The sequence below is a fragment of the Serratia sp. ASV30 genome (assembly GCF_016428815.1).
In the GTDB taxonomy this organism is placed as follows: domain Bacteria; phylum Pseudomonadota; class Gammaproteobacteria; order Enterobacterales; family Enterobacteriaceae; genus Chania; species Chania fonticola_C.
The window spans coordinates 1-23886 of the sequence record NZ_JAELTL010000025.1; the positions used below are offsets into that span (position 1 = coordinate 1).

Here is a 23886-nt window from a genome sequence, read left to right on the forward strand (position 1 = left end):
CCCCCCCCCCCCCCCCCCCCCCCCCCCCCCCCCCCCCCCCCCCCCCCCCCCCCCCCCCCCCCCCCCCCCCCCCCCCCCCCCCCCCCCCCCCCCCCCCCCCCCCCCCCCCCCCCCCCCCCCCCTTCTAGTTGGCATCGTCGGCAGCGTCAGATGTGTATAAGAGACAGGATTCTTACAGGTCGGACTAGTTAGATCCTTTGTTTAGCAAAATTATCAGTAAGTTAGCGATCTTAATTTTTATTAAATAGCGTTTAATATTTTACATGGCATTTACTTAATATTAATAACTACCGTAATGAATTAGAGCGGATTTTAAACTGAAATTTGCTGATTACACTATATTTTATATTGTTTCTTTCTTGCTCTACCGCCAAAAAAACAATATTATGAGACTTAGGATTAACGTTAATTAAGTTAATTATACTGTCTGACATGGAGTGAATCAGCATGACAAAGCCCCAATATCTCATCGAAGGAGATGTCCTTTTCTGCCCGAATAGCGTCGGTTTTTATCATCAGGAACTTCAAGAAGAAATCGTCACCATTTCCTCATCTGCAGCTCGACTTTTCTCCTTTCTTATTAAAAATAAAGGAGAAATTGTTGAGAGAGAAGTACTTCTGCAAAGAGTGTGGGATGATTACGGTCTACAGGCCAGCAATAATAATCTCAACCAGTGCCTGAGCACGCTACGGCGGATCATCAAGAGTATGGGCATTGATAAAAACATCATAGAAACCATACCAAAAGTAGGGTTAAGAATAGCCAATGACGTCGCCATTGAAGAGATCGCAATTAATCAGGGTGAAGCTGAATTGCCCTGTAAAAAGAAAAAGAATTTTCTGAGCAAAGTTAAAATCACTTACGTTTTAATTGCGCTGGTGATTATATTAACGGTGACTACCGTGGTGCATATATTTCACATCTATCAGCACTACTACCAATCAGATGCGAACTATACCGCTATGAGGTGGAACAATGCGGCCTGCGAGTTATCTGCAGATCCGTCAGTTGGTAATATGCCTAAGCTTTCCTCTTTTGCTAACACAGGCAGTCACCTATTAAAAAGGGAGCTGGTTAGCTCCCTGAAACTGTAGTCATTTTCGCCAAGTAGCGGCGCAGCATGCTGCGCCCGCTGATTCAACCGACAGGCTCTAGCTCACATCGCTACGCCGATAAAGCGCAACGCCTACGGCCAACACGCCAAGCATGCCGGCACAGCTACGGTTTACCCAGCGCATTACGTTCGCTGAGAATTTACGCATCGCATGGCGGCCGCCGTAGGCATAGATCGTCATCATCACGCAGTCGATCATTGCGCTGACCAAAGCCAGGATCAGGTATTGCATGGCGATCGGCTTTTCTGGCTGAATAAACTGCGGCAGAAAGGCCGAGAAAAACAGCAGGCCTTTAGGGTTGGACAAACCAACCATCAGGGAGCGCAGGAATGCCGTTTTCCCGGTCGCCGCGGCGGCGCTAGCGTTTACCGCCAAAGCCTTTACCGGTGCCCGCCACAGCACCCAAGCCAGGTAGACCAGATATAACGCACCGCCCCACTTCACTACGGCAAACAACTGCTCAGAGGCCTGCAACAACGCCCCTAGTCCGCAACCGACAGCGCCGATCAGCAACAGATCGGCCAATACCGCCCCCAGGAAACCGTAACTGGCAATACGCATACCGTGGATTGCACCATTGTTTAGCGCCAACAGCATGGAAGGGCCAGGCGTCACCATCACCGCACTGACGGCAATCACGTAAAGCAAAAGCGTAGTTAACTCCATCAACAACTCCGGATAAATGTAAAACTCTCTGCGCCGCTGCATCGCAATACGACAACATCGCTATGGGTGGGGAATATAGGGGATCAGCCCAATGTGATTCAAGTCACATTCTGTTTGGGAGGGGGTAATGGAGCAAGAAATCACCCCAAAAGGCATCAATTCAACAAAAAACAACCAACATGCGGACTTATTGCTCACAAATAACGAACAAATTCACAAAACGTATGAATAAGGCCAAATGCATACAAATTAATTAACTATAATGTTGCAATAATGCAGCAATTTATTGATGAACTCTCGTCTCAAAAAACATATAGTAATAGCAGATTAGTTATCAACGATTTCCCTGGTGTTGTTGTGTTTGCCCCTCATTTTTTGCGGGGCTTTTTTCTTCCCCCTCGCCCCTTCTCCCCACTTGTTACTCCCTTTTTAGCGCGCAGCTAGCTACGTCTCTACCAGTGGTTTACCAATCTATGTGGAGCTATCATCGAGCGATAAAGGTACACTGAACTCCTCCTACCTCTACCCGGTGAAAAAGATGTCTTTCTTTGATGCTTTTAAGCTATTCGGTGACGCCCCCGTTGATGTCACCTGCCCTGAATGCGCAAAAAGTTCGCCGCAAAATCGCAGCAAGGTGAAAAAAAACGTCACACTGATCTGCCCCCACTGTGGACATTATTTCCGTAAACGCGAAGATTGAGACCTTCAACGCGCCTCCCTCTCCAGATTAATGTTTAAGCTACCTGTGCGGTAGTGAGCGAAAGCCGCTCTAACTTTCTCAGGGGTAAACCCTTCTAAGCTGCCTATACGGCAGTGAACCTGCGCTGCATTGACAAACTCGGCTACGAAATTTTCTAAGCTGCCTCTACGGCAGTGAACAGGCTTTCGATTATCGCTATTATGATTATCCGTTTCTAAGCTGCCTATACGGCAGTGAACTGGTTTGAGTTCGGTAAATACGGTTGCCATTATTTCTAAGCTGCCTATACGGCAGTGAACATCGTCGTTAGCAGCATAAGCATGAACATGCATTTCTAAGCTGCCTATACGGCAGTGAACCTAAACCAGAAGGCAGAGGAGAACGTGGCAGATTTCTAAGCTGCCTATACGGCAGTGAACGCTTCAGGATCGCCGGGGTGAGTTCCTCCACTTTTCTAAGCTGCCTATACGGCAGTGAACATAGAACGATTAGAGCGTGAAGCGCTGCAAACTTTCTAAGCTGCCTATACGGCAGTGAACATATCAACAACTCATTCAACGACGCTTGGATTTTTCTAAGCTGCCTATACGGCAGTGAACGTAGCGACTCCGTACAAGCTAACCTATCTAACTTTCTAAGCTGCCTATACGGCAGTGAACATTGATGCCCTGGAAAAACAAGGGCGTACAGATTTCTAAGCTGCCTATACGGCAGTGAACTAGCAACACAGGACAATCGCTGGATCGGGTGATTTCTAAGCTGCCTATACGGCAGTGAACAAGCAGCTTTGCAGCTTATTAAAATCTTTGAATTTCTAAGCTGCCTATACGGCAGTGAACCTAAAGTATTACGAAAATTTAAGGTGTAATCATTTTCTAAGCTGCCTATACGGCAGTGAACCGATAACCACTTGACGCCAGCGGCCTGTTTTATTTCTAAGCTGCCTATACGGCAGTGAACAATGCCCTACTTGCAGCCGCTAAAGCATTACTTTTCTAAGCTGCCTATACGGCAGTGAACTTCGTGATCCTGGCAATAAACTTGCTTTCGTTTTTCTAAGCTGCCTATACGGCAGTGAACTAAATACGGCTGAACCATCGATTCTTCATATTTTTCTAAGCTGCCTATACGGCAGTGAACGACCATTTTCAGCTAAGCAACGTAAGCTCTCATTTCTAAGCTGCCTATACGGCAGTGAACCAGCCTATTCATAGGTGACGAGTCGGCATTCTGTTTCTAAGCTGCCTATACGGCAGTGAACTGTTACATGCTAACGGTAACTAACTGTTAATAAAATAGAATCCCGCCACCCCACCCAAAAACCCTTTTCTAAACATGACTGACCCCAACCTTTAAAATCAATAGGTTAGAATCAGTCATTAAATTAGGGTTAAAACCACGGGATGGTTGCCGTTGCGCTTAGACCATAAGCACTAAATGCCCCCTCTGTTGCGTTATCGCAAATCTTGCCTTGTTCGATAAACAACAAAAAGGTTTGCTCGCTGGATAGACTTTTTAAACGAATAAATGGCAATGCTGAGCGTTTCTCAACGGCATCAGGAATACGCAGACGAGCCTCTTCTTCAGTTACCCATCCCTTGCGAACAGAGCGACGACGTAATCTCTCGGCGCTGCTTTTGAGCTGCACTCGTCGCACTGTACGATATTTTGCATTAGCGGGTATCGGCAGAACTTCGCCACATTCCGTGTAATCCCGTAATCCTTTACGCCAAGGTAAAGTCTCAAAGGCAGTGAGCACCGCTAGAGTGCCATGTAGCCGTAACCTATCGCCCAGTGTTTTACCGGCAGAGGGGAAACTGACGCCTATTTTTCCCTGCCCAGCACTACCTAATGCCCTATGCAACTTGGCAAAGAGTGCTTCCAGTAATTCCGTCGTTGAAAACTCCGGATCCGGCAGCACACGAATCTCGAGGTAATGATCCATACGTCGCCCCTTTATTCGCCTTTCTCGCCAAATACGCCGCCACGGATCAGTATGGCCATGACATAGTGTTGTTGTTCGACTTCTGGCACCTTCCCTTTAGTTACCCAGTTATCCAACAGTGTATAAAAATCCATTTTTTGTTTCGGCTGACGATAGGCTTGCCCCCTGCTGGTCACTGAACCATAGGGTTCCACCGCAATTGGCCCTAATGCCAACTCACCCGCATCGGGGTACCAACTATCGACGGTACGCAACGCATTACCGATTTTCTGCGAGTGCATGGCAGCAATATCATCCACCTGGTACAGCACCTTACTTTTCTTACTGTTGCTATCTAGCACCAGTTCCTGCGATGGGAAAATCTCTTGTCCTTTGCCCAATCGCACGCAGGCTTCCACGCTAAAGAATGCAAAGCTTTCCCCTGCCAAGCCTTGCTCAATTTCCTTGGCCAACTCCGCTAAATCGCCTTTCGGCTGGCTAAACGTACGCAAGCTGTAATCACTAGCGTTGAATTGCCAGGTTTTCTCCTTCCCCTTAACGGTAATAGCAATCTCATCGGCACCAACGCGGTTGCGCCATAGGAAGCGACCATTTGCCAGATTCTCAGCATAACGCCCGGCCAGTTCTTTAAACCCATGCTCTTTGATATAACCTTGGATCACCTTCGCCAATTCGGTTTGGTAATCTTGATCGTTACATACCGAAGGTTGCGATAAATTACCCAACACACGCAGGGTAAAACTGACTTTCAAGGTATCAGTGTCGAACGGCAATGCCGCGACATCCACACGCTGCAAGTTGGGTTTTTGGATTTCGGCATCCAGTTTAGCCGGATCGCTGGCAATCGCATTTTTCAAACGATTGGAAATCGTGCCACGCACCGCTTTCTCTTGAATCGCAATCGGCGTCCATTCAGGTTGTTGCCAGTTACCAGCAAACATAATGGCATCGGAGTTTGCCAATTTACGTTCGAAAGCCAGGACAGATGCAGTCTTTACAGTAGCCATATAGATAATCCTTTAAGTTAATCTTCTTCGTTAAATTGGTAGTCTTCCGTGATGACCGGCACCGCACTACGGCAGAGGTAGTCATCGCCTTGATGATGGTATTGCCATAACAACTGATTCAGATCGGTAATGCGGTGAAGACTGCGCCACTCGCCAATACCATAGACAGGCTCGGCAAAACGAAAAGGCGTTGTTGGATCACGTGATTTCTCGACTTCACCCGGTGCATAGAGTTGAGAGATCGCACGATACCCAGTCTGAAGCGGCACCAGATAACCAGCAGCAGGTTTTGGCTGGTAGCACCATTGAGGATTTTGTTCATCCTGCGCCTGATATTTCAGCGCCGCAAAGTCTAGCCATGCGTCAATTAGCTCCGCCTGTGGGTTACTCTCGCGCAACGTTTGATAATGACTGGTCAGTAACTCAGAACGATCGAGCAAAGCAAATCCGGGTAACAAACGGCGCATCAGCCTACGCAGATCTTCTGGTTTGTCAGGAGTACCCATCACCTTAATCGCGCCAATGTCGGTGATCACGCCGCCGGCCAAGCGCTGGGTTGGACACACCTCGGCAAGGTGCGCTTCCAACGCTTTAGCGCCTTGATCGCCGTTAACGATGGTGCCGTGGCACTCCATCAATAACGAAACCGTGATATGCATCCGCCCTTCCTCGTTGAACGCTGCCGTTTTCGCCTCTTTCGTCAATGGGTTGCGCGTCAAGGCAAAAGCATAATCACGCCCGGATGAATACGCATGGAGCTGCTGCTGATGGCAGACCACACCGCAGTTTGCCAAGGTTAAACCATGGCTCTGCTGCAATTTGCGGGATAATGCATGGCTGTAGCCGAGAAAGTGAGTGATAGCAGGAAAACCATAGGTCAGCCCGGCGATGGCATTGGCGTTCTCCACCCGAACGTGACGTAATACGATCAGCGCGCTCATGCGAAGTCCTCCTTAAACTCTTGCTCAAACTCACGCAGGCGACGTTTAAACAAAGACGTGGTAGACCATTCACGGCGTTCAACCTCGCTAAACCTCATCTCTTCGGTTTTTAACTGGTGATTTAGCCAGACGCCGAAGTCGATAGCGATTTGCTTTTTCCAATCACCACCTTCACGCTCGAACTGGAAATCTTCATCCTGTTTAATCCGCCATGGATCGAGCCACAACTGCTGAGCACGCGAGAGCTGGCACCCTTCTTCCATGCTCCAGCATTGCCAATCTTCCCTGTTTTGGATACCGGCCACATAGCTAAACAAAGTATCGACAATCTCATCCACGAAGGCAGCACGCTGCTGGCGGATCTCTACATTTCGATCCTGCGGATTAAGGCTGCGCAGGTATTGTTTCAACTGCCACACAGCGTCTCTCGCCATAGCCGAGAATGCTTTACGCTCTTGGAAAATAGAGTTCTGGTTCAACGGCGGCTTATTCTGGCTTTGCCATATCGGCGCAGCGCAAGGCAGTAACCAAGCTCGGCCACCGCGTACGCTGTTAAGGTAGGAGATATTTTGCGGCTTGGTACCCCCCATATTTACCACTGCCGTTTTGGGATAAATCACACGGGGATCAGGGTGCCAATCACCAGTTTTGAAGGCTTGGTATATCTCTTTGGAGGCATCGCTAAAGCGCGCTTCGCTGATTCGGCTGTGCATTGCATGAGCCAGCGAGGAAGAGAACAACGGACTCAGTAAATGGTATTCGCCCGGCCCTATCGGGAAATAGATCTGCTTGGCCAAAGTGTGAGAAGAGAGATGTTTATCGGTTAATACCTGCTTGAACCCTGTTACCCACTGTTCCAGTTGTTGAGGATTTTCTGCCAATTCGGCCAGCGGCACAGTGTTGTCGCGACCCAAGCAGGCGATCAGTGACTCACCTTCATATTCCAACTGTAGCAATTTTGCCACGTCCAATGCCGCCGCGTTGCCGACCGCATCAACAGCAGGTTGCGATAATGAGGAAGTAGAAAGAGTATTCGTTGTCTGCTCAAGCGAACCCGAACTGAAAATACTGCTGCCCTTGGCATCGCTGTGAGTAAATTTCAGCGCATGTGTCACCAAACTGATTTGCCCGGCACGGCTAGCAGCATCGGTCAGCCAATTGCGTGGTGCATAGTTTTTCTCTAGCTCCTGCCGCTGCTCTAATGCCGTTTGTTTAGCAACTGCGATCTCTTCGGAATCAGTCAGCACAGCCAGTTTTTTTGCCGTCTCTTTCTCAAGCGCCTCCAACTTGGGCTGTTTTCGACTGGCGATATATTCAACAATTAAAGCGGTTAATCCGTTCTGACTCATACGCCTCCTTACCTCAATGTTATTAGATTATTCATTCGAGTGCGCCAAACACCCCTAACAACGGGTGGAAATGCCATTGATCTGCCTTGTTTTTTCGTAGGTTTATCTCACCGAATCTCTGGCTCACCTCGGGTAGTTCCATCTCCAGCATATCGGCCAGCCCTTGGTAAATTGTGGGGTAGTCCTCCGTGATCCATGCGCCAATCCCTTCGGCGAAAACCACTTCAATCTCGCGAAAGTTATCGCTGGGCTTCCACTGGCCAGGGACAATATCTGGGAATTTAAAGCGCGGCCTATCCACTTCATCTTCCATCCACAGATAATGCGGTTCTTCCTCAGTAGATTGCCGAAACGGGCTCACTCGTTGCTGTTCTGCGCACCAGGTGGCCTGTTTGAGCCACCAGAGCGCAGCGTAATATTTGCCCTCAAGATCCTGTCGCCCCTGCAATACGCTGCGTAAACAGGCATGCTCCAGATCGACCAAATTATCGTGAACTCTCAGTTTCAAAGATTCCTGTACTCGGGGAATTGCACTAATCGTTTCATATTGAGCGGGCTGCAAAGTCTCCGCCAGATCGTGGCTATTGAGTTGTAGCCGGTATTTCTCAGACTCAAACCCTGGCCGATAATAAGCCGGTTTATTACCCTGTAACGCCCTCACGTTTTTTTGCAGAATATGCAGATTTGGCGACGTACAAGGCTTCTGCCGGTGGCGCTGAATACGCCCTGCCAATTGGATCAACGAACGCATTGAACTCGGTTCGGCAATGGCCCAATCGTAATCATGATCCCTACCTACCTCGGCAACGGATGTCGCCAGCACCACAAACAGGTGATGCTGTTCTAGATGATTCGCCAATGCCTGTTTTATTTCTGTGATTTGCCACAGCGCCGTTTCGCAATAACGCGTCAGGGTTTCGTCCAACCGCCGCTCGATGTGTGAACGCATCGCCAATGGATGTTGGCTGTGATAAACACAATAATGAATTCGAGTATTCTCTGGCGCAGGCATGCGCAATAACCGCTGAGCTACCGCCACCAAAGGATTAATATTTGCCATGCGGATCACCCCCAACGACACGGTTTTACCCTCGGGATGTTCTTGATGATGAAGCGTATGTAATTGCCTCATGGCGACCGATAGTGTTTCCGCCACGCTATCCAGTACCGTACTTTTCTGCTGGTTTGTCGATTGCACCGCAATCAACTGTGCACGGCGCAATACCGCGATGTTTTGCAGTTTTGCCACTCGCTGAGCGACAAACGCCTCATGCGCAGCTTTAAAATCTTTCGCACCTTGTATATCGTGCGGGATGGCATCGTTCTCATCAAACCAGGCACAACAGATATTTAATGGCGAATCCGGCTGGCCGCACACTTGCATATAATCAGCACGGCCCGCTTTATATGCATTAAACAACGCCTGAACCAGCGCAGGCGGTAAAGTGGCGGAAGAAAGCAGCACGCGGGAACCTAGCATTCCAGCCCAGTTGACCAGGCGGCATAACGCGGGAAGATCGGCAATATCAAAATCGTCCGGTTCATCCAACACCAGATCGGCAGTCATAAGGCGCAACATCGGTGCAATTTGCTTGCCCCCGCGCACACCCTCGGTCGCACCAATCAGATGGTCGATAGTGGTCACTAATACCGGTGCACTTAATAGCTTGTGCAAGTTGCCACTACCTTGCAACCAACGGCTTAAGCGCCCATCGTCCAGACTGCCACCGTAGCTGACATAGTGATGTTCGGCGAACAGCTCCTCTGCCGAGGCACTGCCTGTACCACGCAGTTCAGCTTTATCATTATTGAGTTGATGCAGTTCCCGCACCGCAGCAGAACCCACTAATACGGCCAGATCGTCATCATCCAACATTAATCTGGTTTTAAGAGCATCGCCGGTTTGCAAGGTTAAAGTGCGAAGCCCTAAAGCAACAGAAAAGCGGCAGCCTGACTTTTCATCGGCCAAGCCATACATAATTCGCGCATTAGCAAACGTTTTGCCGCAGCCCGTAGAAGCCATGTTAACGCCAAAGAAACCTTGCTTAACCGATCGTTCACGCGCGGCACACGCAAGATCATAAGCTTTGTCCTGCCAACGGAACTGCTCTGTCTTACTTCGCTGTTTGAAACCTTTATGACGTGTGATTGCCGGTAATGTGGTGCGGATATGCGGTAAACTTCGCCCCAATAACAACGCGTTCTGCCCCACACCGATATTGTGCTCATCCAGTTGTTGCTTCAATCCACCGGTTAGGCGATCGGTATTGGCATACGCTTGATAATCAGCATCTTGCCAACCTGCCGTCGGCGCTAAAGATGAATAATGATGATCTGCCAACATCAGCACTAAACGCGCCATATGGCTGGTGAAACGTTGTTCCAATACAGCAAATTGCATCAATGAGGGTAATTGCAATGCGCGTTGGGCAAATTTGCGTGCTTTTTCACGCCAGATAGCACTGCGCATTGGCGTGCCATGCGGGAAATCCCATACCGCATAGTGTTCTTCCGTTGTCCAACCTTCAATTAGGCTGTTCGTGGAGTTCCATTCTGCAACCAATTGTGTTGTTAACCAGCCATCCATATCCTTTAACTCTGGCGGGCTCCCACTTTCCTGATCCCTGTTAGGGTAAGCAGGCAAACGGTGATGAGAGACAATCAACCAGGCTATGGTTGTTGCCAGCGGAGGCAAAGAGAGAAATGGATTGATAAAAGCGTCAACGGAGTCCTTTACCAGCGCGGTTATCATCTGGTTTTCATCGCTCTCGTCGATCGCCGCTAACGCCGTTATCCATTGTTTATCGCTACGTTCTCCTACCCAGGCACAAAACAGTCTCAATGAAACCCATTCATGCCGATAGGGTTGGAAATGTTTCCCTTTGCCACGTAATCCATTCTGGAATAAGAAATTAGCCTTACCGAAATCATGAAAAAGCCCGGCAATCCCAGCCATCAACGCAATCGCTTCTACGCTATGCCAGCTATTTTCATCCTGGCTGCGGAGGATATCGCGCTCGGTAGTATTGGTCGGCACCGAACCCTCGGAGTTAAAACGCCGGAGATTGCCCACGATCCATAGCAGCTCGGTCTGATTACCGCCTTTTATCCAGTGACAAGCCACCGCAGTATTGCGCCTGGCGGTTTTACGCAGCAGTTTTCTTAGCGTATTCAGCCCTTCCAGGGTTATAGCCGTTTGCCAGGTTCTATCACCTTTGCGTTCCGCGAACTGATCTAAAATGCGGCGCGTTTCTACTAATGCATTTTTATTGCACTGTGCAATCAGCAAAATATTCACTTGCCCACCTGAGATAGACTTTCCGCCGTTTCTTTCAGCGTATCAATCATCACATCCAGCGCATCCGCTTGTTGAAACCCGCGCAGGCAGCGTTGGCGAAATTCCTGCTCTTCTTCCCCTGCCATAGCGGCAATAAAAGCCTGCGGTAGAATCAAAGCGTCCTTAATCAGATCGGCGATATCAAATACCAGGCCACCGCGCCGGGTTTTACCATGCAGTATCGACAATCCATGTGGCAAACCAATGACCCAAGCCGCTGTAGCAGCAAGCCCATAGGCAAGATAATTACCATGATCTAAAAACCGGTTAGCGATATCTATCCCGCCACCGCGCTTAGCTCTGCTAAACTCGCCATAATTCACACCATTGGCCGCCAGTTTATAGAGCGCCTTGGTCATAACGGCCTCTTGCACCAGGACATCGTTGCTATTTTGGCAGGAAGATAAACGTTGCATAAAGCTGTCTAACACTGGATTAAGCCGTGCCGCATCAATATCGAATCCTTGCTCGCGCTGCATACGTGAAGAAAGCCAGTGAGTGCGGATCTGAGCGATACGCTGTTGCTGAAAAGCAATTGCCGCAGCCAGGCGCTTATCATCATCAAACCAGAAGCTGACCCAGTGCTGTAAATATTCCGTGGGGCGATATTCACTTTGCGATGTTAACCACGAGACATCCACCTCCACTTCATTGGCGGCAAATAAAGGTGTACCTCCGCCGCCACAGAATCCAACCAGCACCCCGGCTTTAGCAAACTCACGCATTGCCGCTTGAGTAACAGAAGTTCCCGTCCCCAACATTACAGCTGTGGTATTAGCGATCGGGATGTTCCAATACAAGGATTGCTTACCTTCATCCGTAACGTATTCCACCCTGCCGCCGTTGACTAGGATCCGACAATGCTGCAGGTAGTAAAGATTCGCACGCTTTGAATGCAGGATGGTTTTTAGATCAGAAGGCGAAAATTGATTTTGCATTAAATGAAAACATCCCTGCTTTATGCCATAAAATCATCCAAGACGTGATTACCTATGACAGATGCCAACGCGATATTGTTGTTTTAACATAATAGGCTCACTGTATAGAGTGATTGATGTTAGATTTTCATTTAATTTATATTGATGATGAATCATAGAGATAGATACAAATCATGAATCATTTATATCAGTTAGCTTAATAATAAAAACAATCTTGGGGTGAAAGTTGGCGGTGCGTCAACCTTCCAAGCTGCCTGTACGGCAGTGAACCAGTATGGGCCGACTTGAGTCACCGGCCTGGTTTTCTAAGCTGCCTGTACGGCAGTGAACGACTGTCTGGTGGCATCGGTGGAGCTGCTTCATTTCTAAGCTGCCTGTACGGCAGTGAACACCTCGGATGGCCCAACTACTTCGCGGTGTCTTTTCTAAGCTGCCTGTACGGCAGTGAACTGATCCGTCACCATGGAACCGGCAGCGTTAACTTTCTAAGCTGCCTGTACGGCAGTGAACTGCCTCAATGTCCAAATCGGTGCCTGGATACTTTTCTAAGCTGCCTGTACGGCAGTGAACCGTTACGTCGTTATTGCGCGAAATTCCTGTGCTTTCTAAGCTGCCTGTACGGCAGTGAACCTGTTCCTCCGGCGTTGCCCGCTCCATAAATATTTCTAAGCTGCCTGTACGGCAGTGAACGCTAAAGGCTATGAAAAAATGTTTCACATGCCTTTCTAAGCTGCCTGTACGGCAGTGAACGGCACCACTTCCGGGATGATTGGCCGGATGATTTTCTAAGCTGCCTGTACGGCAGTGAACCCGGGGGCTTCTGCGGCTTACAGCCTGCGCCATTTCTAAGCTGCCTGTACGGCAGTGAACTGGTGGTGCCATGCTTGTGCTAGCAGCTGCTCTTTCTAAGCTGCCTGTACGGCAGTGAACGGTGGCCTGGTTTTTACGCTGCGGTTCCCGTTTTTCTAAGCTGCCTGTACGGCAGTGAACTGTTACATCCTAGCGCTAATTCTCTGTTACTTAAACAATAACCTTTGAAATCCTCTGGAAAACCCTTTTTCACTCACGCCATTAATTTATTTTAAAATCAATTAGTTAATAACCACCCCAAAATTAGGGTCTAGAACGACACATACTACCAGTCTCATGGATAGATACAGCTTCAGATGATGATTACAGAGCTACCAAGGGTGAATGTGGCTCGTTTTTTATACCACCGTGCGGAAGAGTTTCAGCGGAGAAAAGTTGAACGCAATATTTTTTAATAATGTCGCTGGTCAGGCAGGGATAGACCGACTTATCGGCCCAAGACTTGAATTCAATATCGGTATTACGGATCAGTTGACCGTTAACATACAGCGCGGTTTTGTAAATTCCGGGCAACCTGGAGGCACCTTCGGCGAAACGGCTGAGATAGATCGACTGTACGTCATCAACATTCAAAAAAGACGAGTCGAACTCCAGGCTCTTGGCGCTGGTTTGCGGCGCATTTTCAGTTACCGCATTGACGCTTACCGCCACAAAAATCTATAGCACCACTCCTCCAAAGAGGCGAATAGCTCCCGGATAGCGTAGCGCAAAATTTTGACATCCCGCCGCCTCAAGAGCTTGATACCGGGTCAAGCACTACGACTTTAAAATAATAATACTGATATATTAGCATGTTACTTTATTACAGCATCGAAGGCGTTGACCGCGCCATAGTCATTAACAACACTTCCAGTGATTTTGTTGCCCCCATTTCCAGCCAGATTCAACACCATGCTTGAGCGTGGTGCCACCATGGCGTTGTCGAGTTTTTTGCCATTGACTGACAGGTTCACAAAATTGACATAAAACGGCGTGGGGTTAGTTGCCTGTACTTTACCGCCTTGCGTATTCCAGGTGACGGTTTTATAAGCATCATTGGCATTGCCTTGCAGGCCCGCAGGGCGATAGAACAGCTTGATCCGGGTACGGAAAGCCATTTGCAGACGGTTTTCGTTCGTTTTAGCTTCGCTCTTGGCCGGCACTTCCAGCACATTCAGCCAGAACACTGATTCCTTATCCATTGGCAAGCTTCCGCCAGCATAGCTGATCCGCAGTGTCTGGCCTTTACCCTGCTCCACCCGGTTCATCGGTGGAGTCAGTACAAAGGGAACTTTGATAGCCGCAGGTTTGGCGTTGGGATCACCATTATCTATCCAGCTCTGCAGCAGTACCGGCGAGGGGCCGACATTATTGATTTTGACGCTGACTTCTTTGGCGTCCGACGGATAAATCACCCGTGTGCCGCTGAGTACCACGCTGGCGAGGCTACTGCTGCTGAATAGGGCAATCGCTGCAAAAGTGCCAACCTGACGCGCAATATTGAGAGGAAAAAGTTTCATAAAAACCCCCTGACCCAACGGAATGTAAGAAGGGGGACGACTCCCCCTTCGAAAACTGATTATTGATATTGAATAGAATAGACTACATTGCTGATCACGGTGCCAGCAGTAGTGGCTCCTTCAGCATAATAACGCACTGCATAAGGCAGAGTAGCGCTACCGCTGGTAACATCTTTATACGTGGTGTTGGTCACCTGGTTCGCGTTACCTGCCTGGATCACCGCCTGAGACGCACTGGACGCATCCAGCAGTTGCAGACTGACGTTGGACGCTGTACCGGTCAGGTTTTTTAGGCGACCAGTCACGGAATCTACCGAAGCACCCGCTTCAAAGAAGGCGGAGGCAGTCTGCAGTGTGCCTGAGCAGTTATTCAGTGCCATCACGAAGCCTGTTTCACCGGCAGTTTGGGTCGCGCCGTTCAACTGGTTGGTGCCGACGGTTGGCAGCACGACAGTGGCGTCTGCAGTCTGGCCATCGACTACGACATCACAGGTGTTGGCGGTCAGTTCACCGTTGAAGGTGATGGTACCGGTAGAAGCAGCCTGAGCCAGACCCACTGAACCAAATACTGCAACCAGAGAAGCTACGATTGTTAAGTTTTTCATATTTATTCCTATTTACCTTGCGTCATTAAACTATTAGGTTACCCACGGAGGGTGGATATATTTTTGCAATACATAACTCTATAAATATGGCGAGCATATATCGGCAATCACACAGCATTTGAAATGCAGGACAATAACTGGCGCTATCAAATTAAATGAAGACAAGATACATTCACAAGATATCAATGAACGACAGTTCCTTGTTGAAAGCCATTTCAGCGAACCTTTATCCCTTACCTATCACGAACCATCCGTCTGGTACTGCATACTGCCTTGCTGTTGGAATAAATATTACCGTTGAATGCGGAATATTCTTAGTGAAGTAGTATAAAACGCAGGAAAAATCACTTATAGACATATTAATCAATAAGTTATATAAAATTCTTATATAAAAAAACGCATTTCTTAATTGTTCTAACCGCACTGAAACGCCATATAAGAAAAACAAGAAACCCATTGATATATAAAAGAAAGGTACAACACTAAGGGGTTTTGGCAGCGATACATCGATAGCTCCGCTTACCCGTAGGGTATTTCATTAATCAGTAATAGTTAATCGTAAACGTGACTTTGCCGTTCGCCTTGCCTGGCGAAGTCCCAGAAGCGGTTTGAATATAACGGGCAGCCAATGGAACACGAATTGTCGGACTACCGTCTTTTGGTAGCGTTACTGACTGCTCTGCCGCAAAGTTAAACAGCGACGGCGTTTGGCTGCTATTTCCCCAACCGAGCTGTATCCCCACCCCCGATGCTGCACCGGGTACTGTAGAGTCAATAGCCATAATCCCATTGGCAGCATCAATCACTGAAGTTGTCGGGGTCAATCGCACGCCAATACTATTATTGGTTGAGTTGGCTACCTGCCCGGAGCCGATAGCATAGTCAAACATTAATGTACTGTTGGCGGCATTATAATAACCATAAAAGGTTGGGCAGTTGGTCATGGTGATCGAAGCATCAACCCACGGAGTGGTTGCCCCCTGCCTGGTAAAGTATTGCCGCGTATCGTAACTCCCCAGATTAACATTCACATCTGGCGTAGTGCAGGTCTGGGCTGATACCGTTAACTGCCCCTGAAACTTGATAATGTACGCTTTAATGGGAAGCCCGGTTGTCGCCGGATAACTTATCGGATTCACAACCGAGAGTGCGGCAGTTGGCAATGTCGTCGCATTGAGGGTGTAACTACCCGGTGTAATAGCGCCAATTTTGATCAACGTTGCATAGATCGTTCTGTTAGACAGAAAAGGTTTATAGGATCCCCCTGTCACCAGGCTGTTCACATCCGCCGGAAACTGATAGTTAGGTTTGCCTAATATGGCTGCATCACCATTATTATTGCGGGAGATGGCAATTCCTACCCCTGGGATACTGGTCTGATAGACAGCGCCACCGAAAGGACTACCCACCCAGTTGGCGAGGGGAAGAGGTGCCTGCTCAACTGTCCACGCAATGTTAAGCCACATTGAGGTATCCGTCGGCGAGTCACAGGACATCACCGAGAGGCCGGTAGCACCACTCACCCATCGGCCCTGATAAATCACCGTTCCGACTGGAAGATCACTCCCCGCCGAGATCGCTGCAGGAGACAGAGTCACATTATCGGTACGTGGGGAGCCATTCATCGGTGAACAGACTACCGCAGCCCAGGCACTATTGCTGGCGGACATGAGCAAAAGCACCCCTATCGTACCCTGTATTATCCCCTTCATTTTTACCTCTGGCGCTAAAGGCTCACTACGTTTGTCATTTTCAATGTCAGAACCCGATGCCAAGCCAGTTTAAGACCACCATATTAGCTGCGCGTCGTGGCTTTCAAGCTGACATTAACGAAACCCGTCACGTTGAGTAAGCAGGCAAGATAAAGCCTTTTGAATGCGACAGAACCGGCAAAAGTGCCAATCTGACACGCCATATTTTGAGAAAAAGCTTCATCAAAACTCCTGGCCCAACGGGAGTTAAAAAGGGATGAGTCCCCTTCAACAACTCACTATTGATACTGATTAGAATAGACTACATTGCTGATCACGGTGCTGGCAGCGGTGACTCCTTCAGCATAAGGTAGGTTTCAAACCTTCCCATATAGCTGCGCTCCTCCAATATGCAGCACTCGGTTTTATGCAACCGATTCTTAGTCTGCGCTATTTTTGAAGTGCCTAAAGCCCATAAATTAGATCACCAATGTTGACTTAGCTGCCCAAATACTTCCTTATATTGCAGCTTTGTTGTCTCCTACCGGGAGACCAAGATTATCCAATAGCCAACTTGCTACGTTGGTGAACTAGCTGTGTTTAAAGGAATAAATATCAATGTCTTTGATTGAAATAGCTGCGAGTAGCACTTACGCCGCTTCAGTATGGATGGCTGCCCGTAATAATGTTCATACTTGGTGGATAGGCATTATTGGTTGCCTACTCTACGGGTGGGTATTTTTCTCTGTTCAGCTCTATGCCGATGTCACACTTCAGCTATTTTTCATTGCCAGTAGCATCGCAGGTTGGGTGAACTGGCTAACTGGCAATCAAGGTAAGGCAATCCATATCCGTAAAACCCCAGGGTGGTTGCTTGGCGGTTTTGCCCTGGCAGCCTTGCTGGTATCCTCTTGTTATGCCTATGTGCTTCACACTTATACCAACGCCTGGTCTCCCTGGCTCGACTCCTTGATCATGACATTCAGTATCATGGCGCAGTTTATGCTGATGGGGAGAAGGATCGAGAACTGGTATGTGTGGTTGCTGGTAAATACTATTGCGGTACCGCTTTACGCTTCACGTGAGCTTTACATCACGGCGATCCTCTATCTCATCTTCTGGTGTAATGCCTGGTACGGCCTTTATCAATGGCGTCAGGAGCTGAAAGCAAGATGAAACGCTTTGCTACTGGGCTGATCGTGGGCAAGTTTGCACCATTACATCATGGCCATGAAATACTGATTAACACCGCACTTGATGCATGCGAGAAGCTGGTCATTATCAGTTATTCCTTACCTGAACTCCCCGGCTTCGGCCCTGCTAGACGGCAGGCCTATCTACAGACCCGTTTTCCACAAGCACACATTCTGGTGATAGAACCCGAGGACGCTTTAGCTTGGGGCATTGGCCAGATGCCCCATAATGAAGGCGATGACGATTCACACCGCCATTTCGTCGCGTCATTGTGCCTACAGCACCTAAACATAATTCCTGAAGCCGTATTCACTGCCGAAGATTATGGCTCTGGATTTGCTCAGGTGCTTAGCAAACGTTTTCAACGGCAGGTTTCACATGTACGTCTGATGCGCGAGCTAGGGCCCGGAGCCGTGTCGGGAACACTGATTCGATCAGACATTCATCAATATCGACACCTGATGGCACCTGAAGTGTACGCCCATTTTGTTCACCGCATCTGTATCCTGGGCGGGGAATCTACGGGCAAGAGTACCTTGAGTATCGCATTAGCTACTGCACTGGACACTGTGTCGATCTGTGAGTATGGCCGCGAACGATGGGAACAAAGAAAGGGACATCTGATTTTCGAAGACATGCTGCATATTGCACATACCCAGACCTTATGGGAGATGACTGCATGCCCAAATCGCTATTTAGTTTGTGATACTTCACCGCTGACAACGTTATTTTACTCGTTGGCCATGTTTGGTAGTGCAGACCCTGCATTGGAGGAGTTAGCCTGCCGACATTACGACACAGTCGTGCTTTGTGCTGACGATTTCGCTTTCCATCAGGATGGCACACGCCAGGATGAGTCATTCCGTCAACGACAACAGCAATGGTATATCGAAGAGTTGACCAGACGTGGCATTCCCTTTTTATACGTTACTGGCAGTGTGACACAGCGAGTAGAGCAGATACTTGATCATCTTTCTCCCTCTAAGGTTTCGATTATTTGAACACAGAGTGTTACTACAAAGACACTGTTAGCTGGATAATCACGATAGTATAAAAATCTGCTTTATTTTTTCGTTTACGCTGCACATCTCTGACTTCCTAAGCGTCCTTCAGTTCGATGGTTTAGCCCGCCTCGTCGGGGACACAAAGAACGGGAGCCCTCAGGCTCCCGATATTCAATAGTGAATTTTTGATTTATTGGAAATTCAGCATGAAACCAGCTGCAGCCTGATAATCACCCGCTTGAATATTTCCCGGCACACCATCTCCCTGAAGGTAAACGGTAAAAGGAAGGATGTTATTACCATTCTGGAGCGAAAAGTTTTTGCTGGGTTTTCCCAGTTCAAGCACATTTCCTGCCCCGTCGGTCAATGCAACACTGGCACCGCTAGCCGTACCTGTAATGCCAAGACGGCCATCCTTTCCTTCCGCGCCAACGAAAGTAACGGTTACACTATTACCGCCAGAAACTTCACAATCTTCCAAGCGAATATTGAAATGTTGTACAGTCGACTTGCCAGAGCCATTGTTTTCAAGCAGTGCGGCATCGGCCACCTGCCCTAACGTAACCGTCTGGTCAATGGACTCAGGTGCTATAGCGCAAGATGTTTGCGTCTTAATAATGCTGCCTGACACGGTCATTCTTCCACTACCTTCGGCCATCACCGCCGAGCTAAAAGCGAAGGTTGTTAAAAATAGTACAGCGAACAAGTTTTTAACTTTCATAATAAAACCCCTTATTAAAAAACAATTGCATCGAATGTGCATGTCAATAATCGCATTTCATCAGAAAATTAAAATTCATTTACGTTGTGTCAGCGACAGGCAAAAATTAATTTAATCCAGCCTGGTTTCGTGCGTTTTTTAGTCAATTTTTGTACAACCTAAAACGTGGGGGGAAATATTTATTGAGGGCAGTCGCGGCTATTGGTGTATCCACTTGCTGAACATAGTTCACTCATGACCATCATCATAATTGAATTTGCCACTCCATTCTTATATGTTACTAGCAGAGTGACACAACGGCTAACGTAGATTCGTGACTATTTTCTTTTTACCAACAGGTTTTGAAATGACTAAATCCACAAGGTCAAAATACCAGCTTCAATGCTAGCCGGATTTAATTGATAATAGAGGAGAACGTTTAAAGGCTCATTTTTGTAGCAGTGAGAGGCACCAACTGCCCCGGTTGTTTTTTTGCTGGAGTTTATCCAGTCACTGTTTCCACTCTGCAAGTCGCTGGTATCGACACGCCGAGCAACTCCTGCAATGTCACTCAAGCTTTTCTCCAAGCGTAAAAAAACCACCAGAAGGTGGTTATAGGCAGGATTTTATTCCTTCTGTTCGTTTTTTTACTCCTCGCCACGGATCCAGTGAACCTCTCAGCGAGTAGAAATCAATCTTGGTTATACCGCCATCACTATAGACATCTGCATTATCCGCTATCGAAATAATGCTGTAATACTTCCCTGTTTTCTGTGATGAAACAGGCCCTCCCCCGGTTAACTTACCTTGCCACGCAGCCAAGATACATTCCTGCGTCTCCTGAACTCCGTTAGATGTCGTAAAAGAGGCAACAATCTCTTGATCTTCTCTATAAGTGTAGGGGTTGACGCACCCCGTGATAGTTATCACCGCTAACGTCAGAAGTAGTTTCTTCATATCCATATCCCTTTAGTATTTTGACCGAATAGTATCAGGATATTGTTAACAGAAAAATAAATATCCTCCGGCATAGCCGGAGGTTTTTCATATGCGCCTATAAGGCTCTGTTGCCAGCCGCGCCCTAACAGGCGCATTGCGAGCTGACATTTGCATTTATGGATTACTTACTGCCCGTAAACGGGCTACCCGGATAGGGGATCGACAACTGCTCACCCATTTTATCCTCTTCCAGTTGGTGCTTTATGTATTCTTGTATCCTGGCTGTATTTTTACCAACCGTATCAACGTAATACCCTCGGCACCAGAACTCCCTGTTACGGTATTTGAACTTCAAATCGCCAAACTGCTCATAAAGCATCAGGCTACTCTTTCCCTTCAGGTATCCCATAAAGCCCGACACACTCATCTTGGGCGGGATTTCCAGAAGCATATGGATGTGATCCACACAACATTCCGCTTCCAGAATATTCACGTTTTTCCATTCACACAGCTTTCTTAAGATACTGCCAATCGCTTTACGCTTTTCCCCGTAGAACACCTTTCTTCGGTACTTCGGCGCAAATACTATGTGATATTTACAGTTCCATCGCGTGTGCGCTAAGCTCTTTTCGTCCCTCATAGGGACCCCCTTTTGATTTCTTGTTGAACCTTTGCAGTTGCCAGACCGCAAACTGTTTTAACAAATCAAAAGGGGTTTTTATAACTGGCTCAAAGCTGAAAGCTTTACGGAACCTCCAGCCTAGCTGGAGGTTTTCTGTGCACAAAAAAAACGGGAACCATCAGGTTCCCGTTATCATTCAACACTAAATCACACTTACATGTGTTTAACGATAGCGTCGCCAAACTCGCTACATTTCAGCAGCTTAGCGCCTTCCATCAGGCGTTCGAAGTCGTAAGTCACGGTCTTGGCAGCGATAGCGCCTTCCATGCCTTTAACAATCAAATCAGCAGCTTCGAACCAACCCATGTGGCGCAGCATCATCTCAGCGGACAGGATGATGGACCCTGGGTTCACTTTGTCCTGGCCAGCATACTTAGGTGCGGTACCGTGGGTAGCTTCAAACAGCGCACAGTCGGAACCGATGTTGGCACCAGGGGCAATACCAATACCGCCAACCTGAGCTGCCAGGGCGTCAGAGATGTAGTCACCGTTCAGGTTCATACAGGCGATCACGTCGTATTCAGCCGGGCGCAGCAGGATTTGCTGCAGGAAGGCGTCGGCGATCACGTCTTTAACCACGATCTCTTTACCGGTGTTCGGGTTCTTGATTTTCAGCCATGGGCCGCCGTCGATCAGTTCACCACCGAACTCTTCACGTGCCAGTTCGTAGCCCCAATCCTTGAAGGCACCTTCGGTGAACTTCATGATGTTGCCTTTGTGAACCAGCGTCACTGAATCACGATCGTTGGTGATCGCATATTCGATGGCCGCACGAACCAGGCGTTTGGTGCCTTCTTCGGAACAAGGCTTAACGCCAATACCGCACTGCTCTGGGAAACGGATCTTCTTCACGCCCATTTCGTCACGCAGGAACTTGATCACTTTGTCGGCTTCTGCAGAACCCGCTTTCCATTCGATACCGGCGTAGATGTCTTCGGCGTTTTCACGGAAGATCACCATATCGGTCAGCTCAGGCTGCTTAACCGGGCTTGGTGTGCCCTGGTAATAACGTACCGGGCGCAGACACACGTACAGATCGAGTTGCTGGCGCAGTGCAACGTTCAGAGAACGAATACCGCCACCCACTGGCGTAGTCAGTGGGCCTTTGATCGCTACGCGGTAGTCACGAATGAGTTCCAGTGTTTCTTCCGGCAGCCACACGTCTTTCCCGTAAACGTGGGTGGATTTTTCACCGGTATAGATTTCCATCCAGGAGATTTTACGTTCGCCGTGGTAGGCCTTTTTAACCGCTGCATCCACCACGTGGATCATGGCAGGAGTAACGTCAACGCCAATACCGTCACCTTCGATGAACGGGATGATAGGGTTATGCGGAACAACCAGTTTACCCTGGGCATCAACCGTAATCTTTTTACCTTCTGCCGGAACAACTACTTTGCTTTCCATCAACCTCTCCTTTCTGTCTTCAAGCGCAATTTTTGTTAATGCTTTGTAAGATGCGTGTCAATACTACTTGAATATTCAGCTCGCGCCAATCCGAAACGGATTAGGCTATAATGCGCTTAACATTCGAAATCTCAAAGACCATGACTAAATTCTCTGTTAAAAATCACCAAGTTAAACGATTCAGCCGCAGTAAACCCGCAGCACGCCAGAAATCGCAGGCGCCGCGGCGAGTGGTTATCTTCAACAAACCCTTTGATGTGTTACCACAGTTTACCGACGAAGCCGGCCGCGTCACTCTGAAAAAATTCATTCCTTTCAGCGATGTTTATGCCGCCGGGCGACTCGATCGCGACAGCGAAGGCTTACTGGTGCTGACCAACGACGGTAAGCTACAGGCGCAGCTAACCCAGCCCGGCAAACGCACCGGTAAGATTTATTATGTGCAGGTGGAAGGCGAACCCCAGGAGAGCGATCTGGCTGCATTGCGCCTTGGCGTTACGCTGACCGATGGGCCAACCCTGCCCGCCGGAGCGGAGCTGGTCGAAGAACCAGAATGGTTATGGCCACGTACTCCGCCCATCCGCGAACGCAAGACCATCCCCACCAGTTGGCTGAAAATCACGCTCTACGAGGGCCGGAACCGCCAGGTGCGTCGCATGACGGCACATATCGGCTTCCCTACCCTGCGCCTGATTCGTTACAGTATGGGCAATCTTTCCCTGGGGAGCTTGCAACCTGGGGAATGGCAGACCGTCGATTCACTATAAGGAACCGCCATGTTTAAGCCGCACGTCACCGTTGCCTGCGTGGTTCATGCCGCCGGTAAATTTTTGGTGGTCGAAGAAACCATCAACGGTAAAGCCCTGTGGAATCAACCGGCTGGCCATCTCGAAGCGGATGAAACGCTGGTCCAGGCCGCCGAGCGCGAGTTGTGGGAAGAGACCGGCATCCGCTCCACGCCGCAGTCTTTCCTGCGGATGCATCAGTGGATCGCGCCAGACCGCACGCCGTTTTTGCGCTTCTGCTTTGTGATTGAGCTGGAGCAGCCGCTGCCCACCGAGCCGCAAGACGATGACATCGACTGCTGTCTGTGGCTGACCGCCGAGCAGATCCTGGAGGCTGAAAACCTGCGTTCACCGCTAGTGGCCGAGACGATCCGTTGTTATCAGCAGCCGGAACGCTACCCGTTGTCGCTGGTTGCCAGCTTTAACTGGCCGCTTTAACGGCAAATAAGGGCCGTGCGCGCAGGCGGCCAACGTGGTAAAATCCTGCGCTTGTTTTTTATCGCACAGTACG

22 protein-coding genes and 2 CRISPR repeat arrays are annotated in these 23886 nt (G+C 48.8%); of the genes, 6 read left to right on the plus strand and 16 right to left on the minus strand.

What is annotated here, in order from left to right:
* The first annotated feature begins 447 nt into the window (after window positions 1–447).
* The gene (locus tag JHD74_RS12960) at window positions 448–1095 is read left to right on the plus strand and encodes a winged helix-turn-helix domain-containing protein (RefSeq protein WP_098931402.1); all 648 of its coding nucleotides are present in this window, start codon (window positions 448–450) and stop codon (window positions 1093–1095) included.
* Window positions 1096–1152: 57 nt separating this feature from the next.
* Here JHD74_RS12960 and JHD74_RS12965 read toward each other — a convergent pair whose 3' ends face one another.
* Window positions 1153–1782: a LysE family translocator gene (locus JHD74_RS12965; protein WP_021804652.1), complete on the minus strand. Its 630-nt coding sequence runs from the start codon at window positions 1780–1782 to the stop codon at window positions 1153–1155.
* A gap of 538 nt (window positions 1783–2320) precedes the next feature.
* Here JHD74_RS12965 and JHD74_RS26620 point away from each other — a divergent pair.
* On the plus strand, window positions 2321–2482 hold the full coding sequence (locus tag JHD74_RS26620; protein WP_021178250.1) for a YnfU family zinc-binding protein: 162 nt from the start codon (window positions 2321–2323) through the stop codon (window positions 2480–2482).
* A 31-nt stretch (window positions 2483–2513) separates the two neighbouring features.
* A CRISPR array of direct repeats spans window positions 2514–3743; the repeat unit is 28 nt; unit sequence TTTCTAAGCTGCCTATACGGCAGTGAAC.
* Window positions 3744–3872: 129 nt separating this feature from the next.
* Here the strand turns inward: JHD74_RS26620 and cas6f are convergent.
* The 10 genes from cas6f to JHD74_RS13015 form a co-directional block, all read right to left on the minus strand.
* A complete protein-coding gene (cas6f, locus tag JHD74_RS12970) occupies window positions 3873–4427 on the minus strand; it encodes a type I-F CRISPR-associated endoribonuclease Cas6/Csy4 (RefSeq protein WP_199062839.1) in 555 nt (184 codons plus the stop codon).
* A gap of 11 nt (window positions 4428–4438) precedes the next feature.
* Window positions 4439–5440 (minus strand): type I-F CRISPR-associated protein Csy3, encoded by a 1002-nt coding sequence (csy3, locus tag JHD74_RS12975; protein WP_161712071.1) that lies wholly within the window; start codon window positions 5438–5440, stop codon window positions 4439–4441.
* Window positions 5441–5451: 11 nt separating this feature from the next.
* Window positions 5452–6375 carry a type I-F CRISPR-associated protein Csy2 gene (gene csy2 / locus JHD74_RS12980; RefSeq protein WP_199062840.1) on the minus strand — a complete coding sequence of 308 codons (924 nt, stop codon included), beginning with the start codon at window positions 6373–6375 and terminating at the stop codon, window positions 5452–5454.
* Window positions 6372–7724, minus strand: coding sequence for a type I-F CRISPR-associated protein Csy1 (gene csy1 / locus JHD74_RS12985; protein WP_161711993.1), 1353 nt, complete (start codon window positions 7722–7724; stop codon window positions 6372–6374). Before csy1 ends, csy2 begins: the two co-directional genes overlap by 4 nt.
* A gap of 31 nt (window positions 7725–7755) precedes the next feature.
* Entirely contained in the window at window positions 7756–11022 is a 3267-nt protein-coding gene (gene cas3f / locus JHD74_RS12990) for a type I-F CRISPR-associated helicase Cas3f (RefSeq protein ID WP_199062841.1), read from the minus strand.
* Window positions 11019–11999, minus strand: a complete 981-nt coding sequence (gene cas1f / locus JHD74_RS12995; protein WP_186580278.1) for a type I-F CRISPR-associated endonuclease Cas1f — start codon at window positions 11997–11999, stop codon at window positions 11019–11021. Before cas1f ends, cas3f begins: the two co-directional genes overlap by 4 nt.
* Before the next feature lie 242 nt (window positions 12000–12241).
* A CRISPR array of direct repeats spans window positions 12242–12989; the repeat unit is 28 nt; unit sequence TTTCTAAGCTGCCTGTACGGCAGTGAAC.
* A gap of 183 nt (window positions 12990–13172) precedes the next feature.
* Window positions 13173–13520: a FimD/PapC N-terminal domain-containing protein gene (locus JHD74_RS13000; RefSeq protein WP_074030923.1), complete on the minus strand. Its 348-nt coding sequence runs from the start codon at window positions 13518–13520 to the stop codon at window positions 13173–13175.
* A 143-nt stretch (window positions 13521–13663) separates the two neighbouring features.
* The gene (locus JHD74_RS13005) at window positions 13664–14368 is read right to left on the minus strand and encodes a fimbria/pilus periplasmic chaperone (protein WP_074030922.1); all 705 of its coding nucleotides are present in this window, start codon (window positions 14366–14368) and stop codon (window positions 13664–13666) included.
* Between the two features lie 59 nt (window positions 14369–14427).
* Complete coding sequence (locus JHD74_RS13010; RefSeq protein WP_024529955.1) at window positions 14428–14973, minus strand: fimbrial protein; 546 nt, start codon at window positions 14971–14973, stop codon at window positions 14428–14430.
* A 542-nt stretch (window positions 14974–15515) separates the two neighbouring features.
* On the minus strand, window positions 15516–16439 hold the full coding sequence (locus tag JHD74_RS13015; RefSeq protein ID WP_233169528.1) for a fimbrial protein: 924 nt from the start codon (window positions 16437–16439) through the stop codon (window positions 15516–15518).
* An 843-nt stretch (window positions 16440–17282) separates the two neighbouring features.
* Between JHD74_RS13015 and pnuC the strand changes: the two genes are divergently transcribed.
* Window positions 17283–17840: a nicotinamide riboside transporter PnuC gene (pnuC, locus tag JHD74_RS13020; RefSeq protein WP_074030920.1), complete on the plus strand. Its 558-nt coding sequence runs from the start codon at window positions 17283–17285 to the stop codon at window positions 17838–17840.
* Window positions 17837–18859, plus strand: a complete 1023-nt coding sequence (locus JHD74_RS13025) for an AAA family ATPase (RefSeq protein ID WP_074030919.1) — start codon at window positions 17837–17839, stop codon at window positions 18857–18859. The genes pnuC and JHD74_RS13025 overlap by 4 nt, the downstream gene beginning before the upstream one ends.
* Before the next feature lie 193 nt (window positions 18860–19052).
* On the opposite strand, the gene JHD74_RS13030 is transcribed toward JHD74_RS13025, so the two are convergent.
* The 5 genes from JHD74_RS13030 to icd form a co-directional block, all read right to left on the minus strand.
* Window positions 19053–19583 carry a fimbrial protein gene (locus tag JHD74_RS13030; protein WP_074030917.1) on the minus strand — a complete coding sequence of 177 codons (531 nt, stop codon included), beginning with the start codon at window positions 19581–19583 and terminating at the stop codon, window positions 19053–19055.
* A gap of 350 nt (window positions 19584–19933) precedes the next feature.
* Entirely contained in the window at window positions 19934–20137 is a 204-nt protein-coding gene (locus JHD74_RS13035; RefSeq protein ID WP_143182269.1) for a hypothetical protein, read from the minus strand.
* A 37-nt stretch (window positions 20138–20174) separates the two neighbouring features.
* Window positions 20175–20519, minus strand: a complete 345-nt coding sequence (locus JHD74_RS13040) for a hypothetical protein (protein ID WP_074030916.1) — start codon at window positions 20517–20519, stop codon at window positions 20175–20177.
* 163 nt (window positions 20520–20682) lie between these two features.
* The gene (gene tnpA, locus JHD74_RS13045; protein WP_024531425.1) at window positions 20683–21141 is read right to left on the minus strand and encodes an IS200/IS605-like element IS1541C family transposase; all 459 of its coding nucleotides are present in this window, start codon (window positions 21139–21141) and stop codon (window positions 20683–20685) included.
* Between the two features lie 195 nt (window positions 21142–21336).
* The gene (gene icd, locus JHD74_RS13050; RefSeq protein WP_021804667.1) at window positions 21337–22590 is read right to left on the minus strand and encodes an NADP-dependent isocitrate dehydrogenase; all 1254 of its coding nucleotides are present in this window, start codon (window positions 22588–22590) and stop codon (window positions 21337–21339) included.
* Between the two features lie 140 nt (window positions 22591–22730).
* Between icd and rluE the strand changes: the two genes are divergently transcribed.
* Window positions 22731–23357, plus strand: a complete 627-nt coding sequence (gene rluE, locus JHD74_RS13055; RefSeq protein ID WP_065686209.1) for a 23S rRNA pseudouridine(2457) synthase RluE — start codon at window positions 22731–22733, stop codon at window positions 23355–23357.
* 9 nt (window positions 23358–23366) lie between these two features.
* Window positions 23367–23813 carry an NUDIX hydrolase gene (locus JHD74_RS13060; protein ID WP_074032137.1) on the plus strand — a complete coding sequence of 149 codons (447 nt, stop codon included), beginning with the start codon at window positions 23367–23369 and terminating at the stop codon, window positions 23811–23813.
* Window positions 23814–23886: the final 73 nt, after the last annotated feature.